The following is a 26,323-nucleotide window of genomic DNA, read 5'->3' as shown; positions in this document are numbered from 1 at the left end:
CATTACAGTACACGGTTCAAAAATTCTCTCGTGCGCTCTTCTTTCGGGTTGTTGAAAATTTCTTGGGGCCTAGCCATCTCGATGATCTTGCCTTGATTCATAAACGCAACCCAATCGGCCACTTCCTTGGCAAACCCCATTTCGTGCGTCACAATAATCATCGTCATCCCTTCTTGCGCGAGCTGCTTCATTGTCTCCAGCACTTCCCCAACCAGTTCTGGGTCAAGCGCTGAGGTGGGCTCGTCGAAAAGCATGATCTCAGGCTTCATCGCCAGCGAACGAGCGATTGCCACGCGTTGCTTTTGTCCACCGGAGAGGCTAGCCGGGTAGACATCTGCTTTTTCAGAAAGACCTACCTTTTGCAGCAGCCGAAGTGCTTCCTGCTTCGTTGCTTCTTTGTCCGCTTTCTTTGCAATCAGCGGTGCCTCCATGATGTTTTCCAGAACCGTTTTATGAGGAAACAGATTGAAGTGCTGGAACACCATGCCTACCTTTTGTCGTACCTTGGTCAAGTCATCTTTTTTCGGGTCGATACTTTTTCCTTCAATATAGATCTCTCCGCCGTCCTTGATTTCAAGAAAATTAATGCATCGAATTAATGTGCTTTTACCCGATCCACTGGCACCAATCAAGACGACGACCTCGCCTTTTCCGACTTGCAGGGTAACATCCTTGAGAACTTCCACTTTTCCGAAGCTTTTCTTCAAATTTTGCACGCGTATCATTTCTGTTTGCTTTTCCATCGTCTTTCCCCTCCGCTTTACGCCTCTCCTTTGGCCAGACGCTTCTCCATGATGTAGACCACATACGTAAACACCATGACAATGATCAAGTAATAGAGCGCCACAATCAAAAAGTACGTCATTTCATCAAACGTTTCCGCAGACAAGCGGCGGGCCAGTGAGAACAGCTCATCCATGGCAATGAAAGCGGCCAGAGATGATTCCTTCAAAGACAAAATAAACTGGTTGCCAAGCGGCGGGATCGATCTTTTCATCGCTTGCGGTAAAATGATCCGACGCATGGTCTGACGAGCGGACATGCCCAAAGACAGACCTGCCTCCATTTGTCCTTTATCAATCGACTGAATAGCGCCCCGGAAAATCTCTGCGATATAGGCTCCGCTGTGAATCGCCAGAGCGAGCGCTGCCGACCAAAATTGACCGAGGTCAATGATTTTGTAAAAGCCAAAATACAAGACGAAAATTTGTACGATCAGTGGCGTACCGCGAATGATCATGATGTACGCGTTGGCTACGAACCGTGCAACTGGAAGCTTGGATACCTTTAACAAAGCGACAAACAACCCGATGATCGAGCCTACGATAACAGAAGCGATCGTCAGCTGAAACGTCAGCAGCAACGGCTTCCAAAAAAACGGCAGTGTACGGAGAAATTCTTCTGTCAGATGGGCAATACTGGGCACTTGATGCCACCCCTCGCTCGTAATGGAATATACCTGTCATACCAACTCACTATTCTGCTTTGCTGATGTCGCGATTAAAGTACTTTTCGCTCAATTTGAGGTAGGTACCATCTTCCACCATTTGCTTGAGCACTTCGTTGATCTTGTTCAGCAATTCCGTATTTCCTTTGCGCACCGCGATTCCATGCTGGACTACCGAGAGTGGCGTCCCGCTTTTCTTGAGCTTCAAGCCTTGCGCAATGGCAATTTCCCCTACGACACTATCTGTAATCACGACATCATGTTTTCCTTGCTCCAAGGCACGCAGAGCCGTTACATCGCTGTCATACGTTTTGATGTTATCCGTATACTCCCTTGCCATCTTTTCATGTGTAGTGCCAAGTGCAACTGCCACTTCCTTGCCTTTCAATCCTTCCAGCGTGCTTATGGTCCCATCCGGTCGCACGAACAGTTGACCACCGGACAAGTAGTATGGATCTGCGAAATCAACCTGCTGTTTCCGTTCTTCTGTAATTACATGGCTGGCAATCGCCGCATCGTAACGCCCTTCCTTTACCCCTGCGATAATGCCAGAAAAAGGCGATGTGACTGGCTTTGGCTCAAGTCCCAAGCGCTTGGCGATCTCATTGCCGATCTCCACATCAAATCCGGTCAATTGAGCATCCTTGAAGTAGCTAAATGGCTGATATTCCCCTGAAGCCGCATATACAAATACGCCTGCCTCTTTTGTCATGGACGATGCATTTCCAGCAGACGCCCCACCTGCTTGTCCTCCCGTACTGTTTGTGGAAGCGCCTTGGCTACATCCGCTTACAAGTAGTGACAAAGAGAATACGACTCCTGCGATCGTTTTCCATGTTTTTTTCATATGTTCCATCCCCCAATTCTATATGTTCGCGCTTACATTTTTCATTACTCTACCATTTGTAAATTTTCTGAAATCATCAGAGGTGCTCCGGTATGTGTGATGACGTTTTCCAAGGTGTACGGGTACATTACCTCTGTCAAAAGCAAGCCTCTTTGCGTAACCTCAATAACGGCCCTCTCGGTGATAATGAGATCGACGCAGCCCTTCGCCGTCAGCGGCAATGTGCACTCCCTGCGAATTTTGGGCTCTCCTGCCTGATTCACATGGCTCATGAGCACAATCACTTTCTTTGCGTAATAGGCCAGCTCCGCTCCTCCGCCAATTCCATGAACCCGTGAGCCAGGAACAATCCAGTTTGCCAGATCTCCGCGGCGATTCACCTGCAAAGCCCCGATAAACGCTGCATCCAGCTTTTTTCTTCGGATCATGCCATACGCTATAGTGCTATCGAAATACGATGCCCCCGGTACAACGGTAACAGGTGCTCCTCCTGCATTGGAAATATGCTGGTCCTCTTCTCCCTTTAACGGTGTAGGTCCGACTCCCAAGATTCCATTCACCGAGTGAAACATCACTTGCCATTCATGCGGGATAAAATCAGCGACAAGCTCAGGTATCCCGATCCCCAAGTTCACTGCCATTCCGGGAGCGACCTCTTTGGCTGCTCGCCACGCGACCATATTTCGCTGATCCATTTCCAGCCCCATCAGCTGTTCCCTCCGCCGCGAACCACGATATAATCCACAAAAATGCCTGGCGTCACGATTTTATCCGGGTCCAGCTCTCCTGCGGGAACGATCTCTTCCACCTCAGCGATCGTGATATCCGCAGCCATCGCTACGAGCGGATTCAGGTTTCTTGCGGCCTTGTCATAAATGAGATTCCCGTAGGTGTCCGCCTGTTTCGCATAGACGATCCCTACTTCCGCTGAAAGGGCGGCTTCAATACGGCAAGTTCTTCCGTCAAAGGCAAACGGCTCTGCTCCTTCCATTCGCTCTCCACTCACATGCGCATCCACAACGATTCCCGGAATACCAACACCTCCTGCACGAATCTTTTCTGCGAAAATTCCTTGTGGACAGAATGTCACTTCCAGCTTCCCTTCCATCATCTGTTGACCTGCCTCAGGATTGGAGCCAATATGTGTAGTAATCAACTGCCTCACCCGTCCATGACTGATCAGCTTACCGATTCCGACTTTCGGATACCCGGCATCAATTCCGATGAGTGTCAAGCTTTGCACGCCTTTGTGCAAGATCGCATCAATCAAGTTTGCCGGAGAGCCAATCGTGCCGAATCCACCATACATCAGCCGGGTGCCATCCAGAACATGCTCCACTGCTTGTTCGTGCGTCACCAGTTTTGATAACATCGCATGCCGTTCCTTATCATTTATTCTTGGGTAAATTTTCTTACGTTCCTCTATCGTAATAGCAACTCTTGTGCCAAGCTTCAAAACAGCAAGAATACGGGATCAAGTAAAAAGCAATTTCCTCTTGCTGAGTCGAAGTAGATTCACTTTTGAATCAAAAAGTAGGAAAAGTCTAACTTTTTTCATGAATCTATTTCGACTCACCTATTTTTAATTTCGATTCACTATACAACGATCGATTTGATCTTGTACAATCAGTTGAAAAATACAGGGAGCTAATCAACATGGAAAAAGCTGCGGAGATACTAGCACTGTCTTCTGTTGATCGTTTTATTGACATCCTGAACACACTGGCTGATGGCATATTCATTGCTGATGCGCAGGGAACTACTTTATGGTTAAACAATGCTAGTGAAAACCTGTGTGGCCTACCAAAAGCCGAACTCATCGGGCAAAACGTATCTGATCTCGAAGAAATGGGGATTTTCAGCCCTTCTGTCACCCGCTTGGTTTTGGAAACGGGAAAACCGACCACAACCATTCAACTCGTCAATAATAAAGGGAAGTTCCTGGTGACCGGACATATCATCCCCGATGAGGATGGGAGACCGGAGCTGATCGTTTCCCACTCACGGGATATCACTGAGGCTGCCCGTGCCAGTTCGCAGCTGGAAGAGACAGTTGCTTTGCTAAAGCGGTACAGCGAAGAGATTCAGCTTATGAAGTGGGAAGCGAGCCAGAGCTCCTCCCAAACCTTGATAGGCAACAGCCGTTCCTATCTCGCCCTGTTGGAACTGATGAAAAAAGCAGCCCCTGTCGACACGACCGTGTTTATTACAGGTGAAACAGGCGTAGGAAAAAGCTATCTGGCGGAGCAAATCCATCAGTTGAGCGAGCGAAGCAGCGGGCCGTTCGTCCATGTCAACTGTAGCGCCATTCCCGAAACCTTGATCGAGTCGGAGCTGTTCGGCTACCACAAAGGGGCGTTTACGGGGGCGAGTCACTCGGGGAAAAGTGGATTAGTGAAAATGGCGGACAAAGGGACGCTTTTCTTGGACGAAATCAGCGAGCTTCCCTACCACTTGCAATCGAAATTATTGCTGCTCCTGCAAAACAAAACGTTTATGCCGATCGGCGGCACCAAAACATACACAGCTGACATCCGCATTATAACGGCAACCAATGCCAACCTTCAGGAGCTCGTGCGGTTGGGAAAATTCAGACACGACCTGTACTATCGCCTTAATATTTTGCCAATCAACGTTCCGCCATTACGGGAGAGAAAGGACGATATTTTCCCGTTACTCCACCACAATTTACAGCGATTCAATAGCAAGCATAACCAAAAACGGCGTTTTTCCCCGGAAGCTCTGGATGTTTTGCACCAATACGAATGGCCTGGAAATGTACGGGAGCTGGAAAATTTGGTAGAGCGGATCGTCATCACGTCGAAGCTGGATGAAATCCAAGTCAGTGATTTGCCAGAAGAGCTGCGGAGTATTCGTGAGCTCGAGGACGGTATTCTCACACTCGGTTCGCTTTCGCTTACAGAGCGGATGGAGAAAATAGAAATGGAATTTATTCTGCAAGCATTGCGGACACACAAAACGACCCGCAAAACAGCAGCCGCTCTAGGCATTACCCAGTCGCTTCTCATGCGCCGGATTAAAAAGTATGAGATTCAATTGGAGTCTGAGGACGAGTGAGTCAACATAGTGGAGGAGAAGAAAAAGCGCAGTTCTCTTCGACTCTGACACGCCCGCAAGGGGGATTGACTGTCCGTCTCCACTTAAAAAAGGGGACCGTCGAGCCAAAGCCACCCTATGGGCGGATGTTTCTCAAGGAAGAAGTGTTCGACAAGCGTGGTCCCCTTTTTTAAGTTCCGACTGGGTAGGCGTTGTCAAGGTCTGCGAGCCCTGCGCTTTTTCTTCTCACCAGCTTTGTTTGTCATCGATCCTTTTAAAAAACGTAGGAAGAACATCCTTATCTTTTTAGATTGGTATATAAAAAAGGAGCGCTATCTCGCAGCGCTCCTTCCTTTCTTCGATTACTCTTCAATCTTCTTCGCTTTTTTGCCAAACCACGTATTTGCAACCAGCTCGACGACTTGCTTCGGCAATGATTGTGGTGCTTGTATTTCGGTTCCAGCCTTGTCCACTGTGCGATACAGCAAAGCCTTGTCATCCGCCGGGTCAGACATGGTTTGCAGTGTCCACTCGCCCATTTGTCCGGCGTTTGTCCACTCCTCGATCATCAGCTGATACTCTCCCGGAGCTAGTTCGATGTAATCCTCGTCAGTCACATCTACAATCGCATATCCATCATGCTCGATTTCAGCATCGTATGTATTTCCGTTCGCCGCTTCGTACAGAGCGAGCTCCTCTCGGTTATTCAAGTTTTCTGCAAGCGGAGCAAAATCCGCAATCGTCACCTTAATACGCTTTTTCATAGGTACCCCTCCCGTGTTGAACACATCCTTTCACACTCTACCACAACATGGTCAGCCCTGCCAATTGTCTCTGAGCAGACGAACATGCTTGATTTCTTCGCCATGTCCCCCTTCTGAGCCTCTCGCCGTTTCCAAAACGATGGGAAGTCCTTGCAATTCGGGTGTTTGCAAAAAAGCAGCAATGGCTGCATCACCGATCATCCCTTTTCCGATGGAGGCATGTCGGTCTCGAAAGGAGCCACTCGTATAGACGGAATCGTTCAGATGAACGGCCCGCAAGCTCGTAAAATAATCAAGCTCTCGCATCCGATCGGCTACTTCCCCCCAATCATTCCCACTCCACAATCCGCTGGCAAATGCATGACACGTATCCAGGCAAAAGCCTACCTTCTGTGGCTCGGCAAACAATTGTCGAACCTGCGTAAGCTCTTCGAGTGTCGTGCCCATTCGGTTGCCTTGTCCGGCATTGTTTTCGATTAACAGCTGGGCATTTCCATTCCAGCCATCCAGTATTTGATTGACCATCTGGATCATGATTTTATAGCCGGTAAGTACATCTGAGCCTTTATACTGTCCAAAATGAACGACCACGCCCAACGCTCCACAAGCTTCGGCAATTTCAAGGTCATTTCGTACGGAGCCCACTGTGACTGCAAATAACTCCTGCTCCTCGACGCAAAGGTTCACTGGGTAGGGTGTATGAGCGATCGAGAGCATGCCTTTTTCCTGACAAAAAGCGCGACAACGCTCTGCGTCACGGGCATCGAATTGCTTGACACCCAAGCTTCGCGGATTTTTCGGGAAGAATTGATATGACATAGCTCCTTCTTTGTAGGCTGATCTCGCCGCCTCCTCGTACCCATGACGAATACTGACATGACAGCCGATTTGCAAAGCAATCCCTCCCCTCACTCACTTTCCTACCATTTTTCCCTCTGTCCCTTCTTCTAATCGAATGAAGCAAGAGCACTTGCACTTCCCTGTCAAATCGAATAAACTAAAACTAAACCGAACGTTCAGTCTAGAAAAAGGAGTCATCGTAAAATGTCAAAGCGTCGTCTCGATGGGGAGAAAACCAAACAACATATTGTAGAGAAAGCAACCGAGTTATTTTCTCAGAAAGGCTACTCAGCCACTTCCATTGAGGACATATGCCAAGCAACTGGAGCGAGTAAAGGCAGCCTCTATTACCACTTCAAAAACAAGGAGCAGTTGTTCCTGTATTTGCTGGAAAAGCAGTACAACGAATGGATAGATCTGTGGCAGGAAAAAGAAAAAGAATTCGAGACATCCATCGATAAACTATACGGCTTAGCTGCTTTTTTCTTGGAGGATTTTTTGTCCCACCCTCTAAAAAAAGCAGGCGAAGAGTTCTCCGGTAGCCAGCTCGCCGATCCAGTCATTTTGGAACAAGTGCTGGAAATGCTCGGCTCCACGTATACCCTCTATACTTCACTCTTCCAAGAAGGAATCGACCGAGGCGAGTTCGCTCCGTGCGATCCCGAAGAAATGGCGATGATACTGGAAGGGCTCATGAATGGAATCATTAACGTAGGTTATCAAATGGAAGACGAGCGTCTTCATGCTCTGCTGAAGAGGAGCATTGACGTTTTGCTGCATGGCATTGTTGCCAAGTAGCATTTTTTTCATCTTTAATTAGACCGGACGTTCGGTATAATTTTTCAGGAGTGATATAACCTATGAAAGGTCTTTGGGGAAACAAAGTTTTTCTCACCGTTTTTATTTCGGATACATTCGAAAATATCGGTATATGGATTCGTAACATGGCCTTACTCTACTATGTGATGGAGACGAGCGGCAACAATCCGACCGCCGTATCGCTTTTGACCGCCATCGAGCTTGCGCCGATCTTGGTTTTTTCGATTATCGGCGGGGCATTGGCTGATCGCTGGAATCCGAAGCGAACGATGATAGCCGGGAACCTGTTAAGCGCCCTCTCTGTTTTGGTTATCGTCTATTTGCTCTGGCAAGGGATGTGGATCGCTATCTTCTTCGCGACATTTATCTCGGCTGTCGTGTCGCAGTTCTCTCAGCCTTCTTCTGCCAAGATGATGAAGCGCCATATTCCTGATGAACACGTTGCAGCAGCCGTGTCTATTTCACAAAGTACGGGTTCGATTTTTCTGCTGGTTGGCCCGATTGTTGGTACCTTTTTCTTTGAACAGTGGGGCATCTACCCTTCCCTGTTAACGATGGCCTGCCTCTTCTTCGTCTCGGCACTGATCCTCTTAACACTCCCTACCTCAACTGCTAGTGCAACAGAGGAAGACGGAACTCTCCTTTCTGAGATTAAAGCAGGTTTTGCCTATGTAAAAAAGCGACCAGCCTTGCGCGGGCTTGCCGTTACCTTTGCGTGTCTGGGGTTATCCTCGGGTCTTATCAATTCGTTGGAGGTATTTGTCGTCACGGATCGTCTTTTACTTTCCAAGGAATCCATTCAATGGTTTAACGCGTTAGACGGATTAGGTATGTTGTTGGGCGGCATTTTGGCTTCCATTTATCTGGATCGCCTGAATGGTCGCTGGGTCATAACAGGTGGATTGATATTCTTCGCTCTCTCAGTCGCCGTAGAAGTTCTCTCTGTGTGGGTATACGTAACCGCAGCGATGCGCTTTTTCACCGGAATTGGGATGGCATTTTTACAGATTGTGATCGGTATGTTCATGATCAAGCTCGTGGATGAAGCGTATATCGGACGGGTGAATGGAACGATTTCACCGCTCATGGTCGGACTCATGATGGTCGGTTCCTTTGTTGCAGGTCCGCTCATGCAGATGACTTCGCTGATCACGGTTTTTCTGATCGCATCCGTAATCCTACTGCTCACTGCATGGGGATGTACACGAATCAAGTGGGATTCGGCAGAAGTTACACAAGATGGAGCTAACCATCTTCTCGAGCAAAAACAAGCGCAAACTCTATCGTAAGGGAATGCGCCCAAGCAAAAAAAGCTGCCCACGAAGCGGACAGCTTTTCTAGCAACATGCTATGTTTTCACAATGAGGAGTGGTGTTTTCGTACGATGAATTGTTTTAAATGTGACACTGCCAAGCAGCGTACCTGCCACTGCACCTTGGCCATGATGACCGAGTACTACCAGTCCTGCGTCGATTTCTTCAGCCGTCTGGCGGATCACAGTAGCTGGATCTCCTACTACGACCTTGCTTTCATAAGGCAGCGATGCAGCTTCAAGCAACTCTTCGCATGGTTTTAACGTTTCACGTCCCCAGCCTTCGAGTGTATTCATGTTATCCCAGCCTACGCCATACACACCTGCGTACGTGACTGGCGGGATGACAACGGAGAGAAGCGTAAAAGATACATCGGGAAGGTGCTGGCCCATCTCGATGGCTTTTTTCGCAGCTTCCATCGAATGATCGGAGCCATCTACTGCAATGAGTACTTTATTCCAAGGGAAGCGGCTCTCATCTGTCTCCTCCGCAATGAGGAAGACCGGAACTTTGACATCGTGGAGTGTCGGATAGCTGACGCTCTGCAACAGGAAGCCAGTTATACGACCGTAACCATGTGTTCCCATCACGATAGCAGCATAGTCATTCGCAGCATGCTTCGCAATGACTTCATGCGGCTCTCCGAACTCAATCTCCAGTTCATACGTGATACCAGCTTCTTCTACGATCGCCAGGAATTTTTTCAGATCATCTCTTGCTTCATCCAATTGATAATCTTCTACGACATCTCGTCCCAACCTTCTGACAACATTTCGTGAAGGGAACGGCGAGATGGCATGGAGCAAAGTGATTTCATGCTTATTTTTGGCGTAGGCCAGCGCGAACCGGACCGCCTGAATGGACTGCGCTGAGAAATCGACAGGGACTAGAATACGGGACATAATGACACGTCCTTCCTCTTTTTCATCTGGCAAATGTGGTGTAACTGTATGTATCCATCTGCCTTGAGTCCATTGTAGTCCTGTGGGTACTTAAGTGTATGTAGGGGTTTTCCCTGATCTTGGTAGGGATATTCCCTGATAGGGAGTCCTATTCTTCCAATGCCCTACTCCATGACAGCTGTAATAAAAATAGTAGGCTTTTCACTCAAATCAATGTCCGTGATCTCATGATCATCCACCATCCGACGATTCGTCTGCTGGTCTCTTCGAATGACCCGAACTACCGGGCGCGAAGGCAAGCCTCTATTTTGGTCAATGATCACACCGATTTCTCCTGTCGATAGCTTCAGCGAGGTTCCTGTCGGGTACATGGCAATCGAGCGTAAAAAGTGAATCACCATTTTATGATCAAAGCGTTTCTCCGCAAGTCCCATGACTTTTTCGCAAGCCTCATACGCCGGCAACGGCTCTTCTTCCGCTGAAAAAGGAGAAATGAGATTATCGTAGTAGTTACAAATCGCAACAATCTTGGCGAAATCATGAATCTCATCGCCAGTCAGGCCTCTTGGCTGCCCACTTCCATCCACCCATTCATGATGCTGCAAAGGGATGTGTGCGGAAACAATACTCATCTCATGTTTTTTTCGCAACAGATCAAAGCCTAGCCACGTATGATGATTGGTTTTGCTGTTCTTTTTGTAGGCAGGAGCTTCCTTATCGACAGACAGCTTTCCAACGTCATGCAAGAGCGCTCCGATGGCGAGCTCTTTTAATTGAGCGGTGTTATAGCCTAGTCCTACTCCCATTACTGTCGCCATCATACACACATTCAAGGAATGAATGTACATCGCGTTATCGGTCGTGCGAATTTCTCCCAGATTCAAGAGCACGCGGCGATTTCTCAAGGTTTCGTCGATGATACTTCCCACTGATTTTTGAATGCCGCGAACATCAAAATTTTTACCAGACTGCACACACGAAATCGCTTGTGACAGATTGCGGATCGCGTCCTTCCGAGTGGTCTCCGTGACGACCTCCTGCTCTTTCACTTCATCGAGTAACGGGTCCTTGATGCTTAGCATCGTGACGCCAAACCGACGCAATTTATTAATCATTCCGACAGTCAGCTGAACACCTGCATGCAAGAGCGTCAAGCCCTCGCTTGTATAAATACTTCGAGCCAAAACGTCCCCTGGCTCAACTAGTTCTACATTCACATATTTCATGGGGTCTTTCCTCCTGATTCCATCCTCCCCTGATGCTTCTTCCCTATCTTCGCATGGGAAAAACCTGTTTCGTGTGATTTTGCCGAAAAAACATCCGTGGTACCAGATGCCTCTCCATTTTTCACTCGTTCCTGCCGAGACCAAGCCAAGCACTAAGCCCAGAAAATTGGGTACGTGCATCGTAGTAGCCTTGTCTGTAATAATGCTCCAGCTTTTCCTCTTGACGTTCAAAACCTCGTATAAAGATACCATCTGAAGGTGCGATGACAAACGCCCTCCCATCCTTCTGCATCTCTTTGACCTGCTCGATAGCCTCGTAATAGATACGAAAATGACGAATGAATGCTTGGCACAAGCGCGTACTTCTCGAAAAAAGACGCTCGACACACGAAAGCTTGCGCATCCAGTCCCCTGTCGGACAAGAAGACGTAAGCACAATAATATGTTTTTGATTGCCATCAAGCATGGACTTTAGGAAGGGTATCGGATGCACGATGCCCCCGTCCCATAGCTTGCGCCCATTAATCGTAACCTTGGGGGATAAAAACGGAAGACTGCATGAAGCCCGAATCACTTGGAAAATATCCGCACAGTCGTCTTTCGTAAAGTAAACGGCTTCCCCTGTCACGCAATCCGTTGTGACGACGAGAAACTGTTCCTTCGCTTCACGAAACCGATCAATGGCGAACGGTTCCAGCTTGTAAGGCATCTCATTGAAAATAAAATCCATGCCAAACAGCGAGCGCTTCGTGATCAAATTTTTACAGTGAAAGTATCGGGGGTCCCGGATGTATTTCGTATGATAAATCTTGCCCAATCCGCGCTGCCTCGCCAAGTATGCCGCCCCATTACACGCACCTGCTGACACGGCAATCACATACGGAATGTATAGCTCCTGCTCCATGAAGTAATCTAAAACGCCAGCGGTATAAATTCCACGGCTACCCCCTCCCTGCAAAACGAGCCCGACCTTTTCCATTCCTATCACCCATTTTGATGTCGTTTACTCGTAGTATGAATGGTTGCCTAATGAAACATGCAGGGCTCGATCGTGCCAATCAAAAAACGACCCTCAAAAGGGCCGCCACTCAATCGTCTTTTTTCATCATACTGTACTGATCGCGAACCATGGCCACATTCTCCCCTTGCTGCGTCAACTCCAGCTTATAGAGGATATCGGCAAGTACCGCTGCATAGATCAACATTAATTCCCCGGTATTGGTCGGCTCTCGAAAGTAGCTCCCGATCATCTCATAGCCTTTTCGCTTATAGGATTCGGTATCTTCCTCTTCCAGTGCCTCACATAGCTCTCCAATCAGATCATCCAGTGCCAGCCTTGCACGCTCATAGACATCCGGCTGGTCATGTGATAAAGCGTCAGTCTCTTTGGTCGTACCCAATTGCCCCCTCCTCCTTCTCCTCTTAGAGTGGGGCAGGTGAAGGGGCTTTATGCAGATTCTTGTTCCGTTTTCTTGCCAGGTGGAACTCGAATTCCCGTCAACGCCTGAAACAGTACGCGTTGATACTTCATCTCGGCATCAGGATCAGGTCGATCCAGCAGTGTTCCGAGCACAGCCCCTAAAAAGCCGAGTGGTATGGAGACCAATCCAGGATTCGTCAGTGGAAATAGTGGCTCCGCACGAATAAGTCCGGTCAGTGGACTCATAACAGTCGGCCCCAAAATGACCAGTACCACTGATGCAGTTAAACCTGTCAGGACTCCACAAATCGCTCCGCGTACGGTAAACCGCTTCCAATACAACGTAAACAACAGAAGTGGCAAATTGGATGAGGCTGCTACCGCAAACGTCAGCGCAACGAGAATCGCCACGTTCATTTTTTCTGCACCGATAGCCAGCCAAATGGAGATCACGCCCACCGCTACTGACGAAAGCTTTGCCATGGTGACCTGTTCTTTTTCCGAAGCCAACCCTCGTCTGATCAGATGACTGTAAACATCATGCGCGAACGCAGAAGAGGCGGAGAGCACGAGTCCTGTCACTACTGCCAATATCGTCGCAAAGGCCACAGCAGCAATATACGCCATCAAAAACTCTCCGCCGAGAGCATCTGCCAAGAGCGTGACCGTCAGATTACCCCCGAATCCCACATTCTTCAACGCCTCGTAGCCTACAAACGTGCTCGCCCCAAATCCGAGGAAGATCGTCATCAAATAAAAGGCGCCGATGACCCAGGTAGCGGTGTATATCGAATTTCGAGTCGTCTTGGCGTCCTTGACTGTGAATAACCGGGAGATAATATGTGGGAGCCCGGCGGTACCGAGAATCAAAGCCAAATGCAGTGAGATCGTTTCCAGCGGATCATGAAGTTGATTTCCCGGCTGTAAGAACTGTTCCTGAAGAGGTGTAATCGTACTCACATGTGAAAACATTTCGGATAAGCTCCAATCAAAACGGGCAAAAACGATCAGACTGAGGATCAACGTCCCTGTTAGGAGCAATATCGCTTTAATAATCTGAACCCAGGAGGTCGCCACCATCCCGCCGAACACGACGTAAAATGTCATCAGGCTCCCGACAATCAGGACAGCCGTATCGTAACGGACTCCCAATAAATAATGAATGAGGGCACCTGCCCCAACTAATTGCGCCAGCATGTAAAAAATCGTAATTAATAGTGTCGTACAGGCTACAACGCCACGTAGCCAAAGGCTGTCAAATCGGACGGCAATCGCGTCTGCCAACGTATAGCGCCCCAAATTATGCAACGGCTCCGCAACTAAAAACAAAATAATCAGATAAGAGACAAAAAATCCTATCGCATACACGAACCCGTCAAAGCCGTACATTGCAATGGTTCCCGCAATCCCCAAAAACGAGGCAGCACTCATGTAATCGCCTGCAATGGCAATGCCATTTTGTAATCCATTCAAGCGATTTCCTGCTGCATAGAAGTCTTTCGTCGTTCCTGTCTGTTTGGCAGCCGAATAAGTGATGGCCATCGTTCCGATAATGACAGCAAGGAAAAAGATGATCGTCGTCATGGACAATACTTCTCCCATCTTGTAAAAATGAAAAAAGACCAGGGGTTAACCCTAGCCTTCTCTTCGTGGCATGAGCTTCCTACGTTTACTGTTTCTACGCTGAATCTTTCATTCCTGTATTCGCTTTCACCAAAATTTCATCGTACTTCTTATCGTCACGGGAGCTGGACAACATGGTTCCGATCCATGCTGCCAAAAAACCTAACGGGATCGAGACAATGCCCGGATTCGGCAACGGAAACAGCGCTTCGCCGACCAAAATGGCTTTTCCAGCTACAGGATTCCAAACGTTCGGACTCAACGCAACTAGAATGAGAGAGCTGAACAAACCGACGAGCATCCCGCTGATTGCTCCTGCCGTATTGAACCTTTTCCAGAAGATCGTGAACAAAATCACAGGAAGATTTGCACTCGCCGCTACTGCAAAAGCCAGCGCAACAAGGAAGGCTACGTTCAGATTTTGCGCAAACAAGGCGAGCAAGATGGAGACAATCGAGACACCGACAGACGCCCATTTAGCCATTTTCATTTGCTCTTTTTCTGTTGCTTTTCCTTGTCGTAATACGTGTCCGTAAAAGTCGTGCGCGAAAGCAGAAGCAGCAGTCAGCACCAGCCCAGCCACTACCGCGAGAATGGTAGCGAAGGCAACCGCAGATACAAAGGCGAACAGGAAGTTACCACCTAGTGCTTGCGCTAATAGTGGAGCTCCCATGTTGCCCGCAGGGTCCATTTTCCCCGCTCCTACAAACGCTGCCGCCCCGAAGCCGAGAAAGATCGTCATGACATAGAAGGCACCAATGATCCACGTCGCGTACACAACCGATTTGCGAGCAGTCGTTGCATCTTTGACGGTGAAGAAGCGAATCAAAATATGCGGCAATCCAGCAGTTCCGAGGACAAGCGCGAGATTCAGCGAAATGGTATCGAGCCCCACTTTAAACTTGTTGCCAGGATTGAGGAACTGCTCTCCCAATGGTGTCACCGTCTTCATTTGCTCGAACATTTTCAAGAGATTAAAATCGAATTTGGCAAAAACCATCATCGAGATGATGAATGTACCGACCATCAGCAAGACCGCTTTCACAATCTGCACCCACGAGGTTGCCGTCATTCCGCCGAAAACGACGTAGATCGTCATCAATGCGCCTACGATCAAGACAGAAGTCGTATAATCCAGACCCAAAAGCAGCTTGATCAAGGCCCCTGCTCCGACCAATTGCGCGATCATGTAAAAAATCGAGATGGCAATCGAATTGAGAGCGGCGACACCACGAACTTTTTTATTGTCAAAACGTGCGGCTATCATATCAGCCATCGTGTATTTTCCTAAATTACGCAAAGGTTCTGCTACCAAGTAAAGCACAACGAGATACGCGACAAGAAAGCCGATACTGTAGAAGAAGCCATCAAACCCACTCAGCGCTATCATCCCAGCAATTCCAAGGAAGGAAGCAGCCGACATGTAATCTCCCGCAATCGCGAGGCCGTTTTGCCAACCCGTCAAGCCTCCTCCAGCGGTATAAAACTCACTGGTCGTGTTCGTCTTTTTGGAAGCGTAGAAGGTAATGACAAGTGTTAACAATACAATGCCGAGAAAGAGTAAAAATGCAGTTACGTTCATTAGCTCCTTCCACCTGCCTCTTGTTTGATTTTCTCAACAAGTTGATCAAACTGTTCTGCCCGCTTGGTGTACAGGATACAGAGACCCCACGTCATGACGAACTGAGCAAAGGCGAATACCCACGCCCACGAAATGGCTCCAAACGCTGGTTGATTCAGTACGGTGAAGTAGGAGGTTAAAATCGGAAGGGTAAAGTAAAATACGAAGAAAAAAATAGAAGATGGCAAAATAAACGCTTTTTTTCTTCTCAAGAGCTCTTTGAAAGTGGCTGACTGAATCACTGCTGCATAATCAACAGTATTCTTCTTCTGATCCTCGGCTTTTTTTGCCGAAGCGGATTTGCCCATGGGAACCTCCCCCTCATCAACAGAAATGTAAGCGCTTCCTACATTGTAGAGAATCCTTTTCTATCCGTGTATTTTTCTGCGTAAGATGTCGGGGAGAGTGTGTCAGTGGCAGATTTTTCACCACGATCTGCAAACGATTGATCACCAAGCTTACTCCTCAAGACGTTTGAGTAAATCCTTAGCGGAGGTCCGAGATACGGGAATGTGCGGTCTTCCGTCTCCCTTCAAAATCAAATTGTAGGCACCGTTGAACCAAGGTTCGAGCTCGCTTACGTATTGAAGATTAACCAGATAGCTTTTATGGGTACGGAAAAAGTCGTATGCAAAAAGCTTTTCCGCCAGTTGTGTCAGGGTCATCCGCGTCGAGTAGGTAGCCGTTTGGGTGACGATTTGCACATATCGCTCTTCTCGTACCGCATAGACAATGGTCGCTGGATCAATCACCACTAATCTGCTATTGTCTTCTACCAACAGCTTGGTTCGTTTTGTCTGGACAGGCTCTACTTTGGGCTTGACCAGACGCTCTCGTATCCGTTGCATCGTTTCTACCAGCCGCTTGGGCTCCGTAGGCTTCAGCAAATAATCGACGGCGTACAGCTTAAACGCATCGATGGCAAATTCCTCATACGCGGTACAAAAAACGATGAGGGGATGCTGCTTGCGTGATGCGAGCATTCTTGCTGCCTGCGCCCCTTCCAGCTCAGGCATTTTCATATCCAGGAAGACGACATCCGGTTCGTGCACATCGACCATTTCCAACAGCTCTCGCCCGTTGGTGGCATACGGCAGCAGTTCTACGTCTCCTTCTTGTAGCAGTAAATAGCTCAGCTCTTCGCGTGCTAGTCGCTCGTCTTCTGCAATCATGACGCGTATTGGCATCAGGCACTCACCTCTTTTGTAATCGGAATGGTAAAGGTAATCGTACTGCCACCTTCTCGTTTATTGGCAAAATGAAGTTGGGCATCCTGTCCGCACAAGCTGATCAGACGTTGGTTGACATTATGGATGCCAATTCCGTTACCCTCCTTACTCTCCAATGGCACCTTTCCCAGAACTGGCAGCAAGTTGTCAGGAAAGCCTTCGCCATTATCTTCGATTTGAAAAGCAACGTGCACATCCTGCCGTTTCACATGGAGGATGATCTCACCGCCGTTCGTGATGTCGCGAACACCATGCTGAATGCAATTCTCAAATAACGGCTGCAACGTACCAGGAGGAATAAGGACTTCCTCTACCCCCGCATCAATGATCGTGCGAACGGCGAATTGCTCGGAAAATCTGATTTTGATAATTTCCAAATAAGCATGCAGGTGATCCAACTCCTGTCTCACGGTGACAAGCGGACTCGCCGTGAGTTTTAGGTTGAATCGCATGAACACGCCAAGCTGAATGGTCATATGTCGGGCTAACTGCGGATCGATTCGTATCAAGGTCACAATTGAATTTAGCGTGTTGAACAAAAAGTGAGGATGAATCTGCGCCTGCAACATCCGCAACTCAGCGTCCTTCATTAAACCTTTCATTTGCTCCGTGAGAGATAGTGTCAATTGATTGGAGATCAGGTTGCCAAGCCCTTTCGCTAGGGCTTCCTGGACTTTTCCTATTTGTTGCGGCCTCCGATAATAGAGTTTGATCAGACCGACGACGCTGTCCCCCTCTTTAATCGGCACGAGAATCGCTGCATGCAGGTTACAATTTTTTCGCTTGCAGCCTACGCTCTCTCGCGTCAATCCCTTGTCGATTCCACCGCCATACAGGGCCCGCTTATCGAGCTCACTACTGAGCGCTTCTCCCGGATGATGATGATCTGCCCCCACTCCTACATGCGCAAGAAGCCGTTCTCGATCTGTTACTGCAACGGCTGCTGCCTTCGTTTCTTTTTGTAAGACGAGGGCTGCTGACTGAGCCGTCTGCGGTGTGAGCCCCCTTTTTAGGTGTGGCAATATTCTTTCCGCTATCGTAAAGGAACGCTCCGCCTCAATGGCAGCCGAACGTTCTGCCTCTTGCAAGGCAACCCGTATCATCGTCGTAAAGATCGCAATCGAAACACTGTTCGTCAGTACCATCGGAATCCCGATCACGTTGACCATGGTTCGCGCCAACTCGGGCGGAGCTGACAGGATCAATAAAAGTGACATCTGAATAATGGGCGCGAACATGCCGATAAACATGGCTTTGGACGGAGAAATAACCCGCTCCTGCGAGAAAAAACGCGCTACGTATCCCGCCAACAATCCCGTGATCGGGACCGACAAGCCCATCGATGCTGCGGCGAATCCCCCCAATTGGAAGACATGAAGACCAGCAATGACACCTGCCCCCAGGCCAACGAGAGGCCCTCCGAGCAAACCTCCAATAACGACCCCTACCAAAGTAGAATTGGCGATTATTTCGTCATACGACAAACGAAAAATCCAAAAAGCAGGGAGATAGCTCTCCCCTTGCACGACCACTCCTGCATATGTACCTGCAATCCCAAACAACCCGAACATGACGGAAAATGCGAATGACGTCCCTACGTGCAATTCGCGATCTAAAAGCTGGCGAAACAACGGTGTCCTTGTCAAAATAAATGCCAGCGTCAAAAGAATGCCCATCCTTTCGATGAGCAATAACGTGAGATTGTCCACCGCAGCCTCCCTTAGTTTAAATCTTCTATAAATTCCGCATATTACTCTCAATTCCCTGCTGGACAGACAACCTCGCTAGGCTGATTGCATACGCTGTGTGTGCAATGCTTCAGGAGAAGGGTGATCATACAATGTGTGGAATTGTAGGCTGGATTGATTGGGAAAAGGACTTATCTGGTGAACGTGATGTGCTGCAAAAAATGACCCAATGCCTCAAGGATCGAGGCCCTGATGCAGAAGGCTTTTGGCTGACTCCGCGTGCGGCACTCGGTCATCGTCGCCTTGTGGTCGTAGACCCTGCTGGCGGACAGCAGCCTATGTCGGCTCTCAAAAACGAACATGCCTGCACCATGATTTACAATGGTGAATTGTATAATACCGAGGATTTGCGAGCAGAACTGCTTGCTTGCGGACATACCTTTCAATCTCACTCGGATACGGAGGTGCTTTTGCACACGTATTTGGAGTGGGGCCCAGATTGTCTGTCAAAGCTGAACGGTATCTTTGCTTTTGCGATCTGGGACGAACGCGAACAAAGATTGTTTGTCGGCCGTGACCGTATGGGGGTTAAGCCATTATTTTATGCGCAAAGAGGCCGTTCATTTCTGCTCGCCTCCGAGCTAAAAGCCTTGCTCGCTCACCCTGAAGTCAAACCAGAGCTCTCTCGTGAAGGCTTGGCGGAGGTTTTCGGAATCAGTCCCGCTCGCACACCTGGTCATGGTGTTTTTCACAACGTACACGAGGTGCGACCTGGCTCCTATATGTTGGTGACGCGTGATAGCGTCAAGCAAATACGCTACTGGCAGCTCGAAAGCCGTCCACATACGGATGACCTAAAGACAACTGCTGAGCGTGTCAGGGAGTTAGTCACGGATTCCATTGAACGCCAATTGGTTGCGGATGTACCCGTTTCGACGCTCTTGTCAGGCGGGTTAGACTCGAGCATAATAACAGCCGTCGCGGCAGATCATTTTCAAAAAACAGGCCGTGGAACCCTGCACAGCTACTCCATCGATTATGTCGACAACAGAAAGCATTTCAAGGCGAGTGCTTTTCAACCGAATGAGGATGAACCTTATGTTCAGCTCGTTACAAAGTTTCTCGGAACCCAGCATCACACGATCGAATTCGATACAGACGATTTAATTGAATCCCTGAAAATAGCAACACTCGCCCGCGACCTGCCGGGGATGGCTGATGTGGATGCATCCCTTTACCTGTTTTGCCGCGAAATAAAAAAAGAGACGACCGTGGTCCTCTCTGGAGAATGCGCAGATGAAGTATTTGGCGGGTATCCGTGGTTTCATCGTGAAGACCTGTTGAATGCCGGAACGTTCCCTTGGTCGAGAGCGACGAAAGAACGTGCCTCCTGGCTATCACCTGATCTTCGTGATTGGGTCAAACCCGAGGAATACGTCGCCATGCGATATGAAGAATCTCTCGATGAAGTCCCACATCTTCCAGGCGAAGATCCGATTGAAGCTCGCCGACGGGAAATGTTTTATTTGAATATGACGTGGTTCATGAACACACTGTTGGATCGCAAAGACCGAATGAGTATGGCGGCCAGTCTGGAAGCGCGCGTCCCGTTCTGTGACCACCGCATCGTGGAATACGTCTGGAACATCCCATGGGATATGAAAACGCATGGGAATCGAGAAAAAGGAATTTTGCGAAAAGCTATGGAAGGAATCTTGCCGGACGAGGTCCTGTATCGCAAGAAAAGCCCGTACCCGAAAACACACAATCCAGCCTATACAAAAGCCGTTCGCTCTTGGCTGCTGGATATTATAGACGACTCTTCCTCTCCGCTGCTTCAACTGGTAGACGTACCAACCATTCGAAAAATTGCCGAGTCAGATGCACAGGCTTCGAGCATCCCGTTTTTCGGTCAGCTCATGAGTACACCCCAGTTGTTTGCCTATCTCGGCCAGCTGGATTATTGGCTGCGGGAGTACCGTGTTTCTATCCGTGCCTAACGAAAACAAAAGCTCCTCGCCCCTTTTGATTACAGGGGATTAGAGGAGCTTTTCGTTACTTTTTGGATTTTCCCCGTTGCTTGGGTCTAGGTGCGGGTTGTGACTTTGGGTTGAGGGGAATGGTAGCATGAGGTTGATATCTCAGATCAAACTGCTCGCCTGAGCGTTTCATAATCGTGAACGTTTTGGTTGCGCCGACTCGGATCATACGGTAGTCCACACGTGTTTTATTCCCTCCCCCGCTCAGTATCGCAGCCACGGTCCGATGATCCGGCAGATTCACTTTTATCTGCAACGACAGCACCGTTGCAGGAAAAAGTGGGATGTCACGATAAGGAACACAGAGCTTTCCTTTCAGCATCCGCAAATGGAGATTCCGAATCATCACTTCCGTCAGTTGCTTCCCCCAATAGCGGCGGAAAATACGGGAGATTTTTCGTTTGGTGTTGTATTTTTCGGGCAATGGCGTGTAATCCACACCGTTTACGGTATAAACAGGCTTTCCTCTCGGCGAATTCGCGATCTGAGTCCAGACATGCTCTGCTGAAGTAATAAACTGCTTGAGCCTCTGCAACTCATCCAAGGATTTCACCTCCTCCATAAACCGTATGGTGGTGGGCTTATGCTAGTACGCCCGATTTCAGCGTTCCAAACGTAATGGATAACAATTCTGAACATACATATAAATTGCAATCATATTATCGAGATGATAGAATATAAACCGCTTTCACTTCTCTTGTCGGGAAGTGCGTTTTTTTGCCTTTTAAGTTTAGCAATATTTAATTTCTTGGAGGTTGTAATGAATTTCATCATTCCCATCGCTGGCTTACTCATCGTGATCGGGTTAGCATTGTTAGGAAGCAATGGACGTAAAAAGGTTAAATACAAGCCGATCATCGTCATGATTGCTCTGCAATTTTTGCTTGCCTTTCTTCTTCTGCATACCAAGTTTGGGTTTATATTCGTTTCAGCCATTTCCAAATCGTTTGAAAAGCTTCTCGCCTTTGCTGCGGAAGGAATCAATTTCGTATTTGGCAATCTGGTAAACGACGGACAAATGTCCTTTTTCCTTAGTGTATTGCTCCCAATCGTTTTTATTTCCGTCCTGATCGGTATTTTGCGACACTTCAAGATTTTGCCGATTATCATGAAGGCAATTGGCTTTGTTCTGAGCAAAATTAACGGCATGGGTAGACTGGAGTCTTACAACGCTGTCGCTTCCGCTATTGTCGGTCAAAATGAAGTCTTCATCACTGTGAAAAAACAGCTTGGTTCCTTGCCGGAGCACCGTCTGTATACGTTGTGCGCGTCAGCCATGTCGACTGTTTCGATGTCGATTGTCGGTGCGTACATGACAATGATTGAGCCGAAATACGTCGTCACTGCACTGTTCCTGAATCTGTTTGGTGGCTTCATTATCGCTTCTATCATCAACCCTTATACGGTGGAGGAAGAAGACGATTTGCTTGAGATTCAAAGCAATGAGAAGCAATCCTTTTTCGAAATGCTCGTCGAGTACATCATGGACGGCTTCAAGGTAGCGGTAGTCGTAGGCGCAATGCTGCTCGGTTTTGTTGCCTTAATCGCAGCTGTGAATAGCTTGTTCGGCATGATTTTCGGCTGGACGTTCCAAGAAATACTCGGCTTCGTCTTCGCTCCTTTTGCCATCCTGATGGGCATTCCTTTTGCGGAAGCGATGACGGCTGGTAGTATCATGGCGACGAAGCTCGTTACAAACGAATTCGTGGCCATGATCGAGCTGGGCAAGGTCGTATCCGAACTGAGCCCACGTACAGTAGGAATTCTCTCTGTCTTCCTCGTTTCGTTCGCGAATTTCTCCTCCATCGGCATTATCGCTGGTGCGGTGAAAGGGCTGAATGAGAAACAATCCAATGTGGTCGCTCGCTTTGGGTTGAAGCTGTTGTTCGGTGCCACGCTGGTTAGTCTTTTGTCTGGTGTCGTTGTCAGCTTTGTCCTGTAAGTAAAATGAAAAGTGTCCCTCTGCCATGTGCAGTAGGGACACTTTTTTTGTATGCAAAGGGTATGGCTAAGATCAGCTCGTCCTCTGTATGCGGCTGCTGTTCTGCCCCACGAGTTGGACAATCCTCCTCATCGCTTATTTTTCAACTTTGTAATAGCGATCCCCGGTCTTCGGATTGAAGTATACACGACGCTTTTCCTGAGTTACCGGATCGATTGTCACTTCATTTGTCGACTCAAATCCGGGCGGGACGATTTCTCCGTGGTCTTCGTGCAGTCGCTTGTCCTTGAATTTAGAAATGATTAGCAAGGTGATGAAAAGCAAGATCTGAAACAAGATGTAATAAAGAACATAAATCATTCATTACACCTTTTCAACGACTACTGCTGTACCGTATGCGACAACTTCACCCATATTTCCTATATTTCCAGAGTCGTAACGACACATTACCACAGCGTTAGCTCCCATGGCAGTTGCGTTTTTAATCATGCGGTCAAGCGCCTGTTTGCGCGCGTCCTCCAGGAGCACCGTGTATTCCTTGATTTCTCCGCCAACTACTGAACGAAGACCTGCCATGATGTCTCCCCCAATTCCGCGTGCTCGAACGATTAAGCCGAATGTTGTTCCTTTTACTTCAACGACACGATATCCTGGAATATTTTCTGTTGTTACGACTATCATTTACTTCGCCTACTTTCTACTGTTTTATTTTTCAAGATCACATGTAGCACAATGTCAGCGCTAAAATGACTAATGATCGCAGCTTCTAAACCGTATCGCCAATATAGGAAGCCAAACAAGATACCCAAGATGCCGTTTAGCAACAACGTCCATACAGTGACCACGTTGCCTTTTCCGTACGTCATGTAATTGGTTGGGAGATGGGATACAGCGAAAACAATGGCGGCGACACAAATGCCCAGCCAATAGGAAATTCCCATCAATCCAATCTTCTGTTCCAAAAATACGACAACAGTCATAACCCCTAGACGCATGAGCACTTCTTCGCAAACCCCTCCGTAAAAAGACGAGAGAAAGCCGAAGAACCGTGATGAAATCGGTTCTTTACCCATTATTGTGGTCATGTGTCGTTGAAAGAAATAACGGTCCATCCATTTTACCAAGAGGCCTACCGCGATACCTGAACCAATAGATACGGCCCAAAACGACCAGATGGAAAAAGGCAGCTCCGCTCCGGACACCCAGTGATCGAGAATCCAGAGTCGAAGACCTGTGGAAGGCATGAGCCATAAGCCTATAGCAGTCGCCAGAGCCAGAAATACACAACTCTGAATGATCATAATCGCAACCAAGACGGAAATAGGCGGGACTTTGTTATTAGGAGCGAAGGCGGCTTGCAGCTGTACATGTTGGCGAATCGTGTTGGATTGGATCGGTATAGCGCATAGAGCGCACAGTACACTAACCAACCAGATCAGCCAAAAATGTTCCATTTCTACGCCTCCTCTTTAGATTTCTGATCGTTCTAAAAAGTACCAGCCCATAAAGAAAAACACGATGTTGAGTGTAAAGACACCTGCGAGGCCCGGTAAACCTGTGATGACCGCTTGAGCCAGAGTTGAGTTTTCTTGAATCATCATCATCGCCGCATTTGACAATCCACCTGGAGATACCATATCCAAAAATTTACCGAGAAATTGTGGAACTGTGAAGATCAGGATATTGAATACCAGCGAGGCCCCACCAGCACCAACAGCATTGCTAAAAAAGCTAGAGGCGCAAAGAGTTGTTGTGACGACAAGAAATAGATTCGGTATGTACATCAACGTACCTATCCATACATGGGTCCAATCTAGTTTTCCGAAAAGGATCTCAGTATAGTAGGCGGTTATCGCCATCCCGATCAACATGCTTGCCATTGTCAAAGTGTAGTAGGTAATGGCTTTGGCGAGATAGTATTTGGCTCGACTGATGGGCTTAACGAATACCATGGATGCTACCCCAGAGGCTTTCTCTCCTGCAATTGATCCCATGACGATAAGGATTAGCACAAACGTGCCGAGTGAGCTAAATTTGCTAATCGCCGTCGAGAGTACTTCCGGAGCAGACGGGGTTGGAATTTTGATGACTGCCCCTTCCGGCAGTCCAGTGGAATTGGCCAAAATATCTGGGAGCATTTTCATCGTAATCGGCTGTGTAATCATTAAAGCAATAAACACAATCGGGATAATGAGAATCTTGTAGGTTTTGACCAATTCATTAAATTCTTTTCTGATCATTGGGTGGGAAGTCATCAGTTATTCACAACCTTTAGGAAAATATCTTCGAGGGTCGATACGGACAAGTGATAATACGCCAGTGTCCCGCCAGTTTCCAGAAGAATGTGAGGCAGAAGTGCCTTGGCTTTTTCCATGTCATTGGTAAGAACTTTGTAAATACCGCCGTCTAGGTTCCATTCCCTAATCCAGGTTAGCCCATTCAATACATCGGTTAAATCTATGTCCTGTTGATCAAGCTTGAACTCAATCAGTGGCTCCACATGGTTTGCTCGCAGCTGTTCCAAACTGGACGACAGCACCACCGTACCGTCCTTGATAATGACGATATGGTCGGCGATTCTTTCGATGTCATCCAAAATATGGGTCGACATGAAGACAGTCATATGTTGCTTCAACTTTTCTATTAGCAGTAAGACGTCATATCTGCCCATAGGGTCGAGCGCGGAAACTGGCTCGTCCAAGACGAGTAGCTTGGGGTTGTGGATGAGCGCCTGGGCAATCCCCAGACGCTGTTTCATCCCTCCGCTGTAACCGCTTATTGGGCGGTTCCTCGCCTCATTGATTCCGCATAACTCCAAGAGTTCATCTGTCCGCTGCGCAATTGTGTGCTTGTCCAATCCATAAAGTTTACCCACCCAATGCATCCACTCTGTCGCTGTCATGTAGTTGTAAAAGGCTGGAATTTGTGGGCAATACCCTACTTCACTTGTGACTTTATTGCGGTCGGTCACTACGTCGTAGCCTACTACTCTCACTTTTCCTCCGGTCGGTGCAGCCAATCCGGTTAAGATGCGGATGGTTGTCGTTTTCCCGGCACCATTCCCCCCAAGAAAACCGACACAACCGATGCCATCGACGGAAAAGGTAACGTTCTTTAACGCTTTATGGTCTTTATATTCCTTTGTGAGGCCTTCACATTCAATTACTCGCAAAGAATGTCAACCCTTTCCTCGGTTCTCTTGAGCTAGTCTTTTCTGCCTACAAAGAAATACACGATCGGACCTAAGGTATTTATAAAGATAATGCCGAGAGCCCACGGCCATTTTTTCCCACCTGCAACTCGGTACGCTTCGCGTCGAGCCAAATCAATTAAAGCAATAACTGCCAGTATCAATTGAATAGCAATGATAGGTGCAAGAAGCTGAATGTCGAATGGCATGGATAAAACCTCCAAATTTTATAGTTATTTTAAAGTTTATCATTATTTTGATTCTTTTCCCACCCGCCACCATGAAATGAGGTGACGGATGGGCATTTATTTTTTTATAGCTGGGCTTGTTCCCGTAATTTTAGTTGTCCGCTTCTG

Annotated in this window: 29 protein-coding genes; 6 read left to right on the top strand and 23 right to left on the bottom strand. The window is 48.0% G+C overall.

Features of this window, described 5'->3' with window-relative positions:
• Positions 1-2: 2 nt before the first annotated feature.
• Genes C7R93_RS18740 through C7R93_RS18720 form a run of 5 tightly spaced genes read right to left on the bottom strand, consistent with a single transcriptional unit; the run spans position 3 to position 3,666 of the window.
• The gene (locus C7R93_RS18740) at positions 3-743 is read right to left on the bottom strand and encodes an amino acid ABC transporter ATP-binding protein (RefSeq protein WP_106840246.1); all 741 of its coding nucleotides are present in this window, start codon (positions 741-743) and stop codon (positions 3-5) included.
• Positions 744-760: 17 nt separating this feature from the next.
• A complete protein-coding gene (locus tag C7R93_RS18735) occupies positions 761-1,426 on the bottom strand; it encodes an amino acid ABC transporter permease (protein WP_106840245.1) in 666 nt (221 codons plus the stop codon).
• A 49-nt stretch (positions 1,427-1,475) separates the two neighbouring features.
• A complete protein-coding gene (locus C7R93_RS18730) occupies positions 1,476-2,294 on the bottom strand; it encodes a transporter substrate-binding domain-containing protein (protein WP_106840244.1) in 819 nt (272 codons plus the stop codon).
• Positions 2,295-2,338: 44 nt separating this feature from the next.
• Positions 2,339-3,001 carry a 3-oxoacid CoA-transferase subunit B gene (locus C7R93_RS18725; RefSeq protein ID WP_106840243.1) on the bottom strand — a complete coding sequence of 221 codons (663 nt, stop codon included), beginning with the start codon at positions 2,999-3,001 and terminating at the stop codon, positions 2,339-2,341.
• The gene (locus C7R93_RS18720; protein WP_106840242.1) at positions 3,001-3,666 is read right to left on the bottom strand and encodes a CoA transferase subunit A; all 666 of its coding nucleotides are present in this window, start codon (positions 3,664-3,666) and stop codon (positions 3,001-3,003) included. Before C7R93_RS18720 ends, C7R93_RS18725 begins: the two co-directional genes overlap by 1 nt.
• 284 nt (positions 3,667-3,950) lie before the next feature.
• Between C7R93_RS18720 and C7R93_RS18715 the strand changes: the two genes are divergently transcribed.
• Together C7R93_RS18715 and C7R93_RS30360 are read left to right on the top strand one after the other, a co-directional pair.
• Positions 3,951-5,372 (top strand): sigma-54 interaction domain-containing protein, encoded by a 1,422-nt coding sequence (locus C7R93_RS18715; RefSeq protein WP_106840241.1) that lies wholly within the window; start codon positions 3,951-3,953, stop codon positions 5,370-5,372.
• Positions 5,369-5,545, top strand: coding sequence for a hypothetical protein (locus C7R93_RS30360; RefSeq protein ID WP_167402479.1), 177 nt, complete (start codon positions 5,369-5,371; stop codon positions 5,543-5,545). Before C7R93_RS18715 ends, C7R93_RS30360 begins: the two co-directional genes overlap by 4 nt.
• A 168-nt stretch (positions 5,546-5,713) precedes the next feature.
• On the opposite strand, the gene C7R93_RS18710 is transcribed toward C7R93_RS30360, so the two are convergent.
• The gene (locus tag C7R93_RS18710) at positions 5,714-6,115 is read right to left on the bottom strand and encodes a hypothetical protein (protein WP_106840240.1); all 402 of its coding nucleotides are present in this window, start codon (positions 6,113-6,115) and stop codon (positions 5,714-5,716) included.
• Between the two features lie 51 nt (positions 6,116-6,166).
• Positions 6,167-7,009 (bottom strand): deoxyribonuclease IV, encoded by an 843-nt coding sequence (locus C7R93_RS18705; protein ID WP_106840239.1) that lies wholly within the window; start codon positions 7,007-7,009, stop codon positions 6,167-6,169.
• Positions 7,010-7,159: 150 nt separating this feature from the next.
• Between C7R93_RS18705 and C7R93_RS18700 the strand changes: the two genes are divergently transcribed.
• Together C7R93_RS18700 and C7R93_RS18695 are read left to right on the top strand one after the other, a co-directional pair.
• Positions 7,160-7,753, top strand: coding sequence for a TetR/AcrR family transcriptional regulator (locus C7R93_RS18700; RefSeq protein WP_106840238.1), 594 nt, complete (start codon positions 7,160-7,162; stop codon positions 7,751-7,753).
• Between the two features lie 62 nt (positions 7,754-7,815).
• Entirely contained in the window at positions 7,816-9,063 is a 1,248-nt protein-coding gene (locus C7R93_RS18695; RefSeq protein WP_106840237.1) for an MFS transporter, read from the top strand.
• 59 nt (positions 9,064-9,122) lie between these two features.
• Here C7R93_RS18695 and C7R93_RS18690 read toward each other — a convergent pair whose 3' ends face one another.
• From C7R93_RS18690 to C7R93_RS18650, 9 genes are all read right to left on the bottom strand, one after another.
• Complete coding sequence (locus C7R93_RS18690; RefSeq protein WP_106840236.1) at positions 9,123-9,989, bottom strand: universal stress protein; 867 nt, start codon at positions 9,987-9,989, stop codon at positions 9,123-9,125.
• Between the two features lie 164 nt (positions 9,990-10,153).
• Positions 10,154-11,215, bottom strand: coding sequence for an HD-GYP domain-containing protein (locus C7R93_RS18685; protein WP_106840235.1), 1,062 nt, complete (start codon positions 11,213-11,215; stop codon positions 10,154-10,156).
• Between the two features lie 121 nt (positions 11,216-11,336).
• A complete protein-coding gene (locus tag C7R93_RS18680; protein WP_106840234.1) occupies positions 11,337-12,194 on the bottom strand; it encodes a patatin-like phospholipase family protein in 858 nt (285 codons plus the stop codon).
• A gap of 109 nt (positions 12,195-12,303) precedes the next feature.
• Positions 12,304-12,615 carry a hypothetical protein gene (locus tag C7R93_RS18675; RefSeq protein ID WP_106840233.1) on the bottom strand — a complete coding sequence of 104 codons (312 nt, stop codon included), beginning with the start codon at positions 12,613-12,615 and terminating at the stop codon, positions 12,304-12,306.
• Between the two features lie 47 nt (positions 12,616-12,662).
• The gene (locus tag C7R93_RS18670; protein ID WP_425266739.1) at positions 12,663-14,225 is read right to left on the bottom strand and encodes a solute symporter family protein; all 1,563 of its coding nucleotides are present in this window, start codon (positions 14,223-14,225) and stop codon (positions 12,663-12,665) included.
• 88 nt (positions 14,226-14,313) lie between these two features.
• Positions 14,314-15,840 carry a solute symporter family protein gene (locus tag C7R93_RS18665; protein WP_106840231.1) on the bottom strand — a complete coding sequence of 509 codons (1,527 nt, stop codon included), beginning with the start codon at positions 15,838-15,840 and terminating at the stop codon, positions 14,314-14,316.
• Positions 15,840-16,187, bottom strand: coding sequence for a DUF485 domain-containing protein (locus tag C7R93_RS18660; protein ID WP_106840230.1), 348 nt, complete (start codon positions 16,185-16,187; stop codon positions 15,840-15,842). Before C7R93_RS18660 ends, C7R93_RS18665 begins: the two co-directional genes overlap by 1 nt.
• A gap of 150 nt (positions 16,188-16,337) precedes the next feature.
• A complete protein-coding gene (locus C7R93_RS18655; protein WP_106840229.1) occupies positions 16,338-17,066 on the bottom strand; it encodes a LytR/AlgR family response regulator transcription factor in 729 nt (242 codons plus the stop codon).
• Positions 17,066-18,817 carry a LytS/YhcK type 5TM receptor domain-containing protein gene (locus C7R93_RS18650; RefSeq protein ID WP_106840228.1) on the bottom strand — a complete coding sequence of 584 codons (1,752 nt, stop codon included), beginning with the start codon at positions 18,815-18,817 and terminating at the stop codon, positions 17,066-17,068. Before C7R93_RS18650 ends, C7R93_RS18655 begins: the two co-directional genes overlap by 1 nt.
• A 131-nt stretch (positions 18,818-18,948) precedes the next feature.
• Here C7R93_RS18650 and asnB point away from each other — a divergent pair, with 131 nt between their 5' ends.
• Positions 18,949-20,796 carry an asparagine synthase (glutamine-hydrolyzing) gene (gene asnB, locus C7R93_RS18645; protein WP_106840227.1) on the top strand — a complete coding sequence of 616 codons (1,848 nt, stop codon included), beginning with the start codon at positions 18,949-18,951 and terminating at the stop codon, positions 20,794-20,796.
• Positions 20,797-20,851: 55 nt separating this feature from the next.
• Here asnB and C7R93_RS18640 read toward each other — a convergent pair whose 3' ends face one another.
• Positions 20,852-21,388: a hypothetical protein gene (locus C7R93_RS18640; protein ID WP_106840226.1), complete on the bottom strand. Its 537-nt coding sequence runs from the start codon at positions 21,386-21,388 to the stop codon at positions 20,852-20,854.
• A 207-nt stretch (positions 21,389-21,595) separates the two neighbouring features.
• Between C7R93_RS18640 and C7R93_RS18635 the strand changes: the two genes are divergently transcribed.
• Entirely contained in the window at positions 21,596-22,777 is a 1,182-nt protein-coding gene (locus C7R93_RS18635) for a NupC/NupG family nucleoside CNT transporter (protein ID WP_106840225.1), read from the top strand.
• A gap of 135 nt (positions 22,778-22,912) precedes the next feature.
• Here C7R93_RS18635 and C7R93_RS18630 read toward each other — a convergent pair whose 3' ends face one another.
• The 6 genes from C7R93_RS18630 to C7R93_RS18605 are packed head-to-tail and all read right to left on the bottom strand — an operon-like array spanning position 22,913 to position 26,176.
• The gene (locus C7R93_RS18630; protein ID WP_106840224.1) at positions 22,913-23,137 is read right to left on the bottom strand and encodes a hypothetical protein; all 225 of its coding nucleotides are present in this window, start codon (positions 23,135-23,137) and stop codon (positions 22,913-22,915) included.
• Between the two features lie 3 nt (positions 23,138-23,140).
• Positions 23,141-23,458: a heavy metal-binding domain-containing protein gene (locus tag C7R93_RS18625; RefSeq protein WP_106840223.1), complete on the bottom strand. Its 318-nt coding sequence runs from the start codon at positions 23,456-23,458 to the stop codon at positions 23,141-23,143.
• The gene (locus tag C7R93_RS18620; RefSeq protein WP_106840222.1) at positions 23,455-24,231 is read right to left on the bottom strand and encodes a CPBP family glutamic-type intramembrane protease; all 777 of its coding nucleotides are present in this window, start codon (positions 24,229-24,231) and stop codon (positions 23,455-23,457) included. The genes C7R93_RS18625 and C7R93_RS18620 overlap by 4 nt, the downstream gene beginning before the upstream one ends.
• Positions 24,232-24,246: 15 nt before the next feature.
• Positions 24,247-25,032, bottom strand: coding sequence for an ABC transporter permease (locus tag C7R93_RS18615; protein ID WP_106840221.1), 786 nt, complete (start codon positions 25,030-25,032; stop codon positions 24,247-24,249).
• The gene (locus C7R93_RS18610; RefSeq protein ID WP_106840220.1) at positions 25,032-25,949 is read right to left on the bottom strand and encodes an ABC transporter ATP-binding protein; all 918 of its coding nucleotides are present in this window, start codon (positions 25,947-25,949) and stop codon (positions 25,032-25,034) included. The genes C7R93_RS18615 and C7R93_RS18610 overlap by 1 nt, the downstream gene beginning before the upstream one ends.
• A 32-nt stretch (positions 25,950-25,981) precedes the next feature.
• The gene (locus tag C7R93_RS18605; protein ID WP_007729128.1) at positions 25,982-26,176 is read right to left on the bottom strand and encodes a PLD nuclease N-terminal domain-containing protein; all 195 of its coding nucleotides are present in this window, start codon (positions 26,174-26,176) and stop codon (positions 25,982-25,984) included.
• Between the last annotated feature and the right edge of the window lie 147 nt (positions 26,177-26,323).

This window comes from Brevibacillus fortis (assembly GCF_003013395.1).
GTDB classification, from domain to species: Bacteria; Bacillota; Bacilli; order Brevibacillales; family Brevibacillaceae; genus Brevibacillus; species Brevibacillus fortis.
This window is presented reverse-complemented; position numbering and strand designations above follow the sequence as displayed.

Excerpts from the sequence above, each read along its gene's own strand:
- C7R93_RS18740 (WP_106840246.1), bottom strand. The coding sequence starts at position 743 with ATGGAAAAGCAAACAGAAATGATACGCGTGCAAAATTTGAAGAAAAGC.
- C7R93_RS18730 (WP_106840244.1), bottom strand. The coding sequence starts at position 2,294 with ATGAAAAAAACATGGAAAACGATCGCAGGAGTCGTATTCTCTTTGTCA.
- C7R93_RS18725 (WP_106840243.1), bottom strand. The coding sequence starts at position 3,001 with ATGGGGCTGGAAATGGATCAGCGAAATATGGTCGCGTGGCGAGCAGCC.
- C7R93_RS18720 (WP_106840242.1), bottom strand. The coding sequence starts at position 3,666 with ATGTTATCAAAACTGGTGACGCACGAACAAGCAGTGGAGCATGTTCTG.
- C7R93_RS18715 (WP_106840241.1), top strand. The coding sequence starts at position 3,951 with ATGGAAAAAGCTGCGGAGATACTAGCACTGTCTTCTGTTGATCGTTTT.
- C7R93_RS18710 (WP_106840240.1), bottom strand. The coding sequence starts at position 6,115 with ATGAAAAAGCGTATTAAGGTGACGATTGCGGATTTTGCTCCGCTTGCA.
- C7R93_RS18700 (WP_106840238.1), top strand. The coding sequence starts at position 7,160 with ATGTCAAAGCGTCGTCTCGATGGGGAGAAAACCAAACAACATATTGTA.
- C7R93_RS18695 (WP_106840237.1), top strand. The coding sequence starts at position 7,816 with ATGAAAGGTCTTTGGGGAAACAAAGTTTTTCTCACCGTTTTTATTTCG.
- C7R93_RS18690 (WP_106840236.1), bottom strand. The coding sequence starts at position 9,989 with ATGTCCCGTATTCTAGTCCCTGTCGATTTCTCAGCGCAGTCCATTCAG.
- C7R93_RS18685 (WP_106840235.1), bottom strand. The coding sequence starts at position 11,215 with ATGAAATATGTGAATGTAGAACTAGTTGAGCCAGGGGACGTTTTGGCT.
- C7R93_RS18680 (WP_106840234.1), bottom strand. The coding sequence starts at position 12,194 with ATGGAAAAGGTCGGGCTCGTTTTGCAGGGAGGGGGTAGCCGTGGAATT.
- C7R93_RS18665 (WP_106840231.1), bottom strand. The coding sequence starts at position 15,840 with ATGAACGTAACTGCATTTTTACTCTTTCTCGGCATTGTATTGTTAACA.
- C7R93_RS18660 (WP_106840230.1), bottom strand. The coding sequence starts at position 16,187 with ATGGGCAAATCCGCTTCGGCAAAAAAAGCCGAGGATCAGAAGAAGAAT.
- C7R93_RS18655 (WP_106840229.1), bottom strand. The coding sequence starts at position 17,066 with ATGCCAATACGCGTCATGATTGCAGAAGACGAGCGACTAGCACGCGAA.
- asnB (WP_106840227.1), top strand. The coding sequence starts at position 18,949 with ATGTGTGGAATTGTAGGCTGGATTGATTGGGAAAAGGACTTATCTGGT.
- C7R93_RS18635 (WP_106840225.1), top strand. The coding sequence starts at position 21,596 with ATGAATTTCATCATTCCCATCGCTGGCTTACTCATCGTGATCGGGTTA.
- C7R93_RS18630 (WP_106840224.1), bottom strand. The coding sequence starts at position 23,137 with ATGATTTATGTTCTTTATTACATCTTGTTTCAGATCTTGCTTTTCATC.
- C7R93_RS18625 (WP_106840223.1), bottom strand. The coding sequence starts at position 23,458 with ATGATAGTCGTAACAACAGAAAATATTCCAGGATATCGTGTCGTTGAA.
- C7R93_RS18620 (WP_106840222.1), bottom strand. The coding sequence starts at position 24,231 with ATGGAACATTTTTGGCTGATCTGGTTGGTTAGTGTACTGTGCGCTCTA.
- C7R93_RS18615 (WP_106840221.1), bottom strand. The coding sequence starts at position 25,032 with ATGACTTCCCACCCAATGATCAGAAAAGAATTTAATGAATTGGTCAAA.
- C7R93_RS18605 (WP_007729128.1), bottom strand. The coding sequence starts at position 26,176 with ATGCCATTCGACATTCAGCTTCTTGCACCTATCATTGCTATTCAATTG.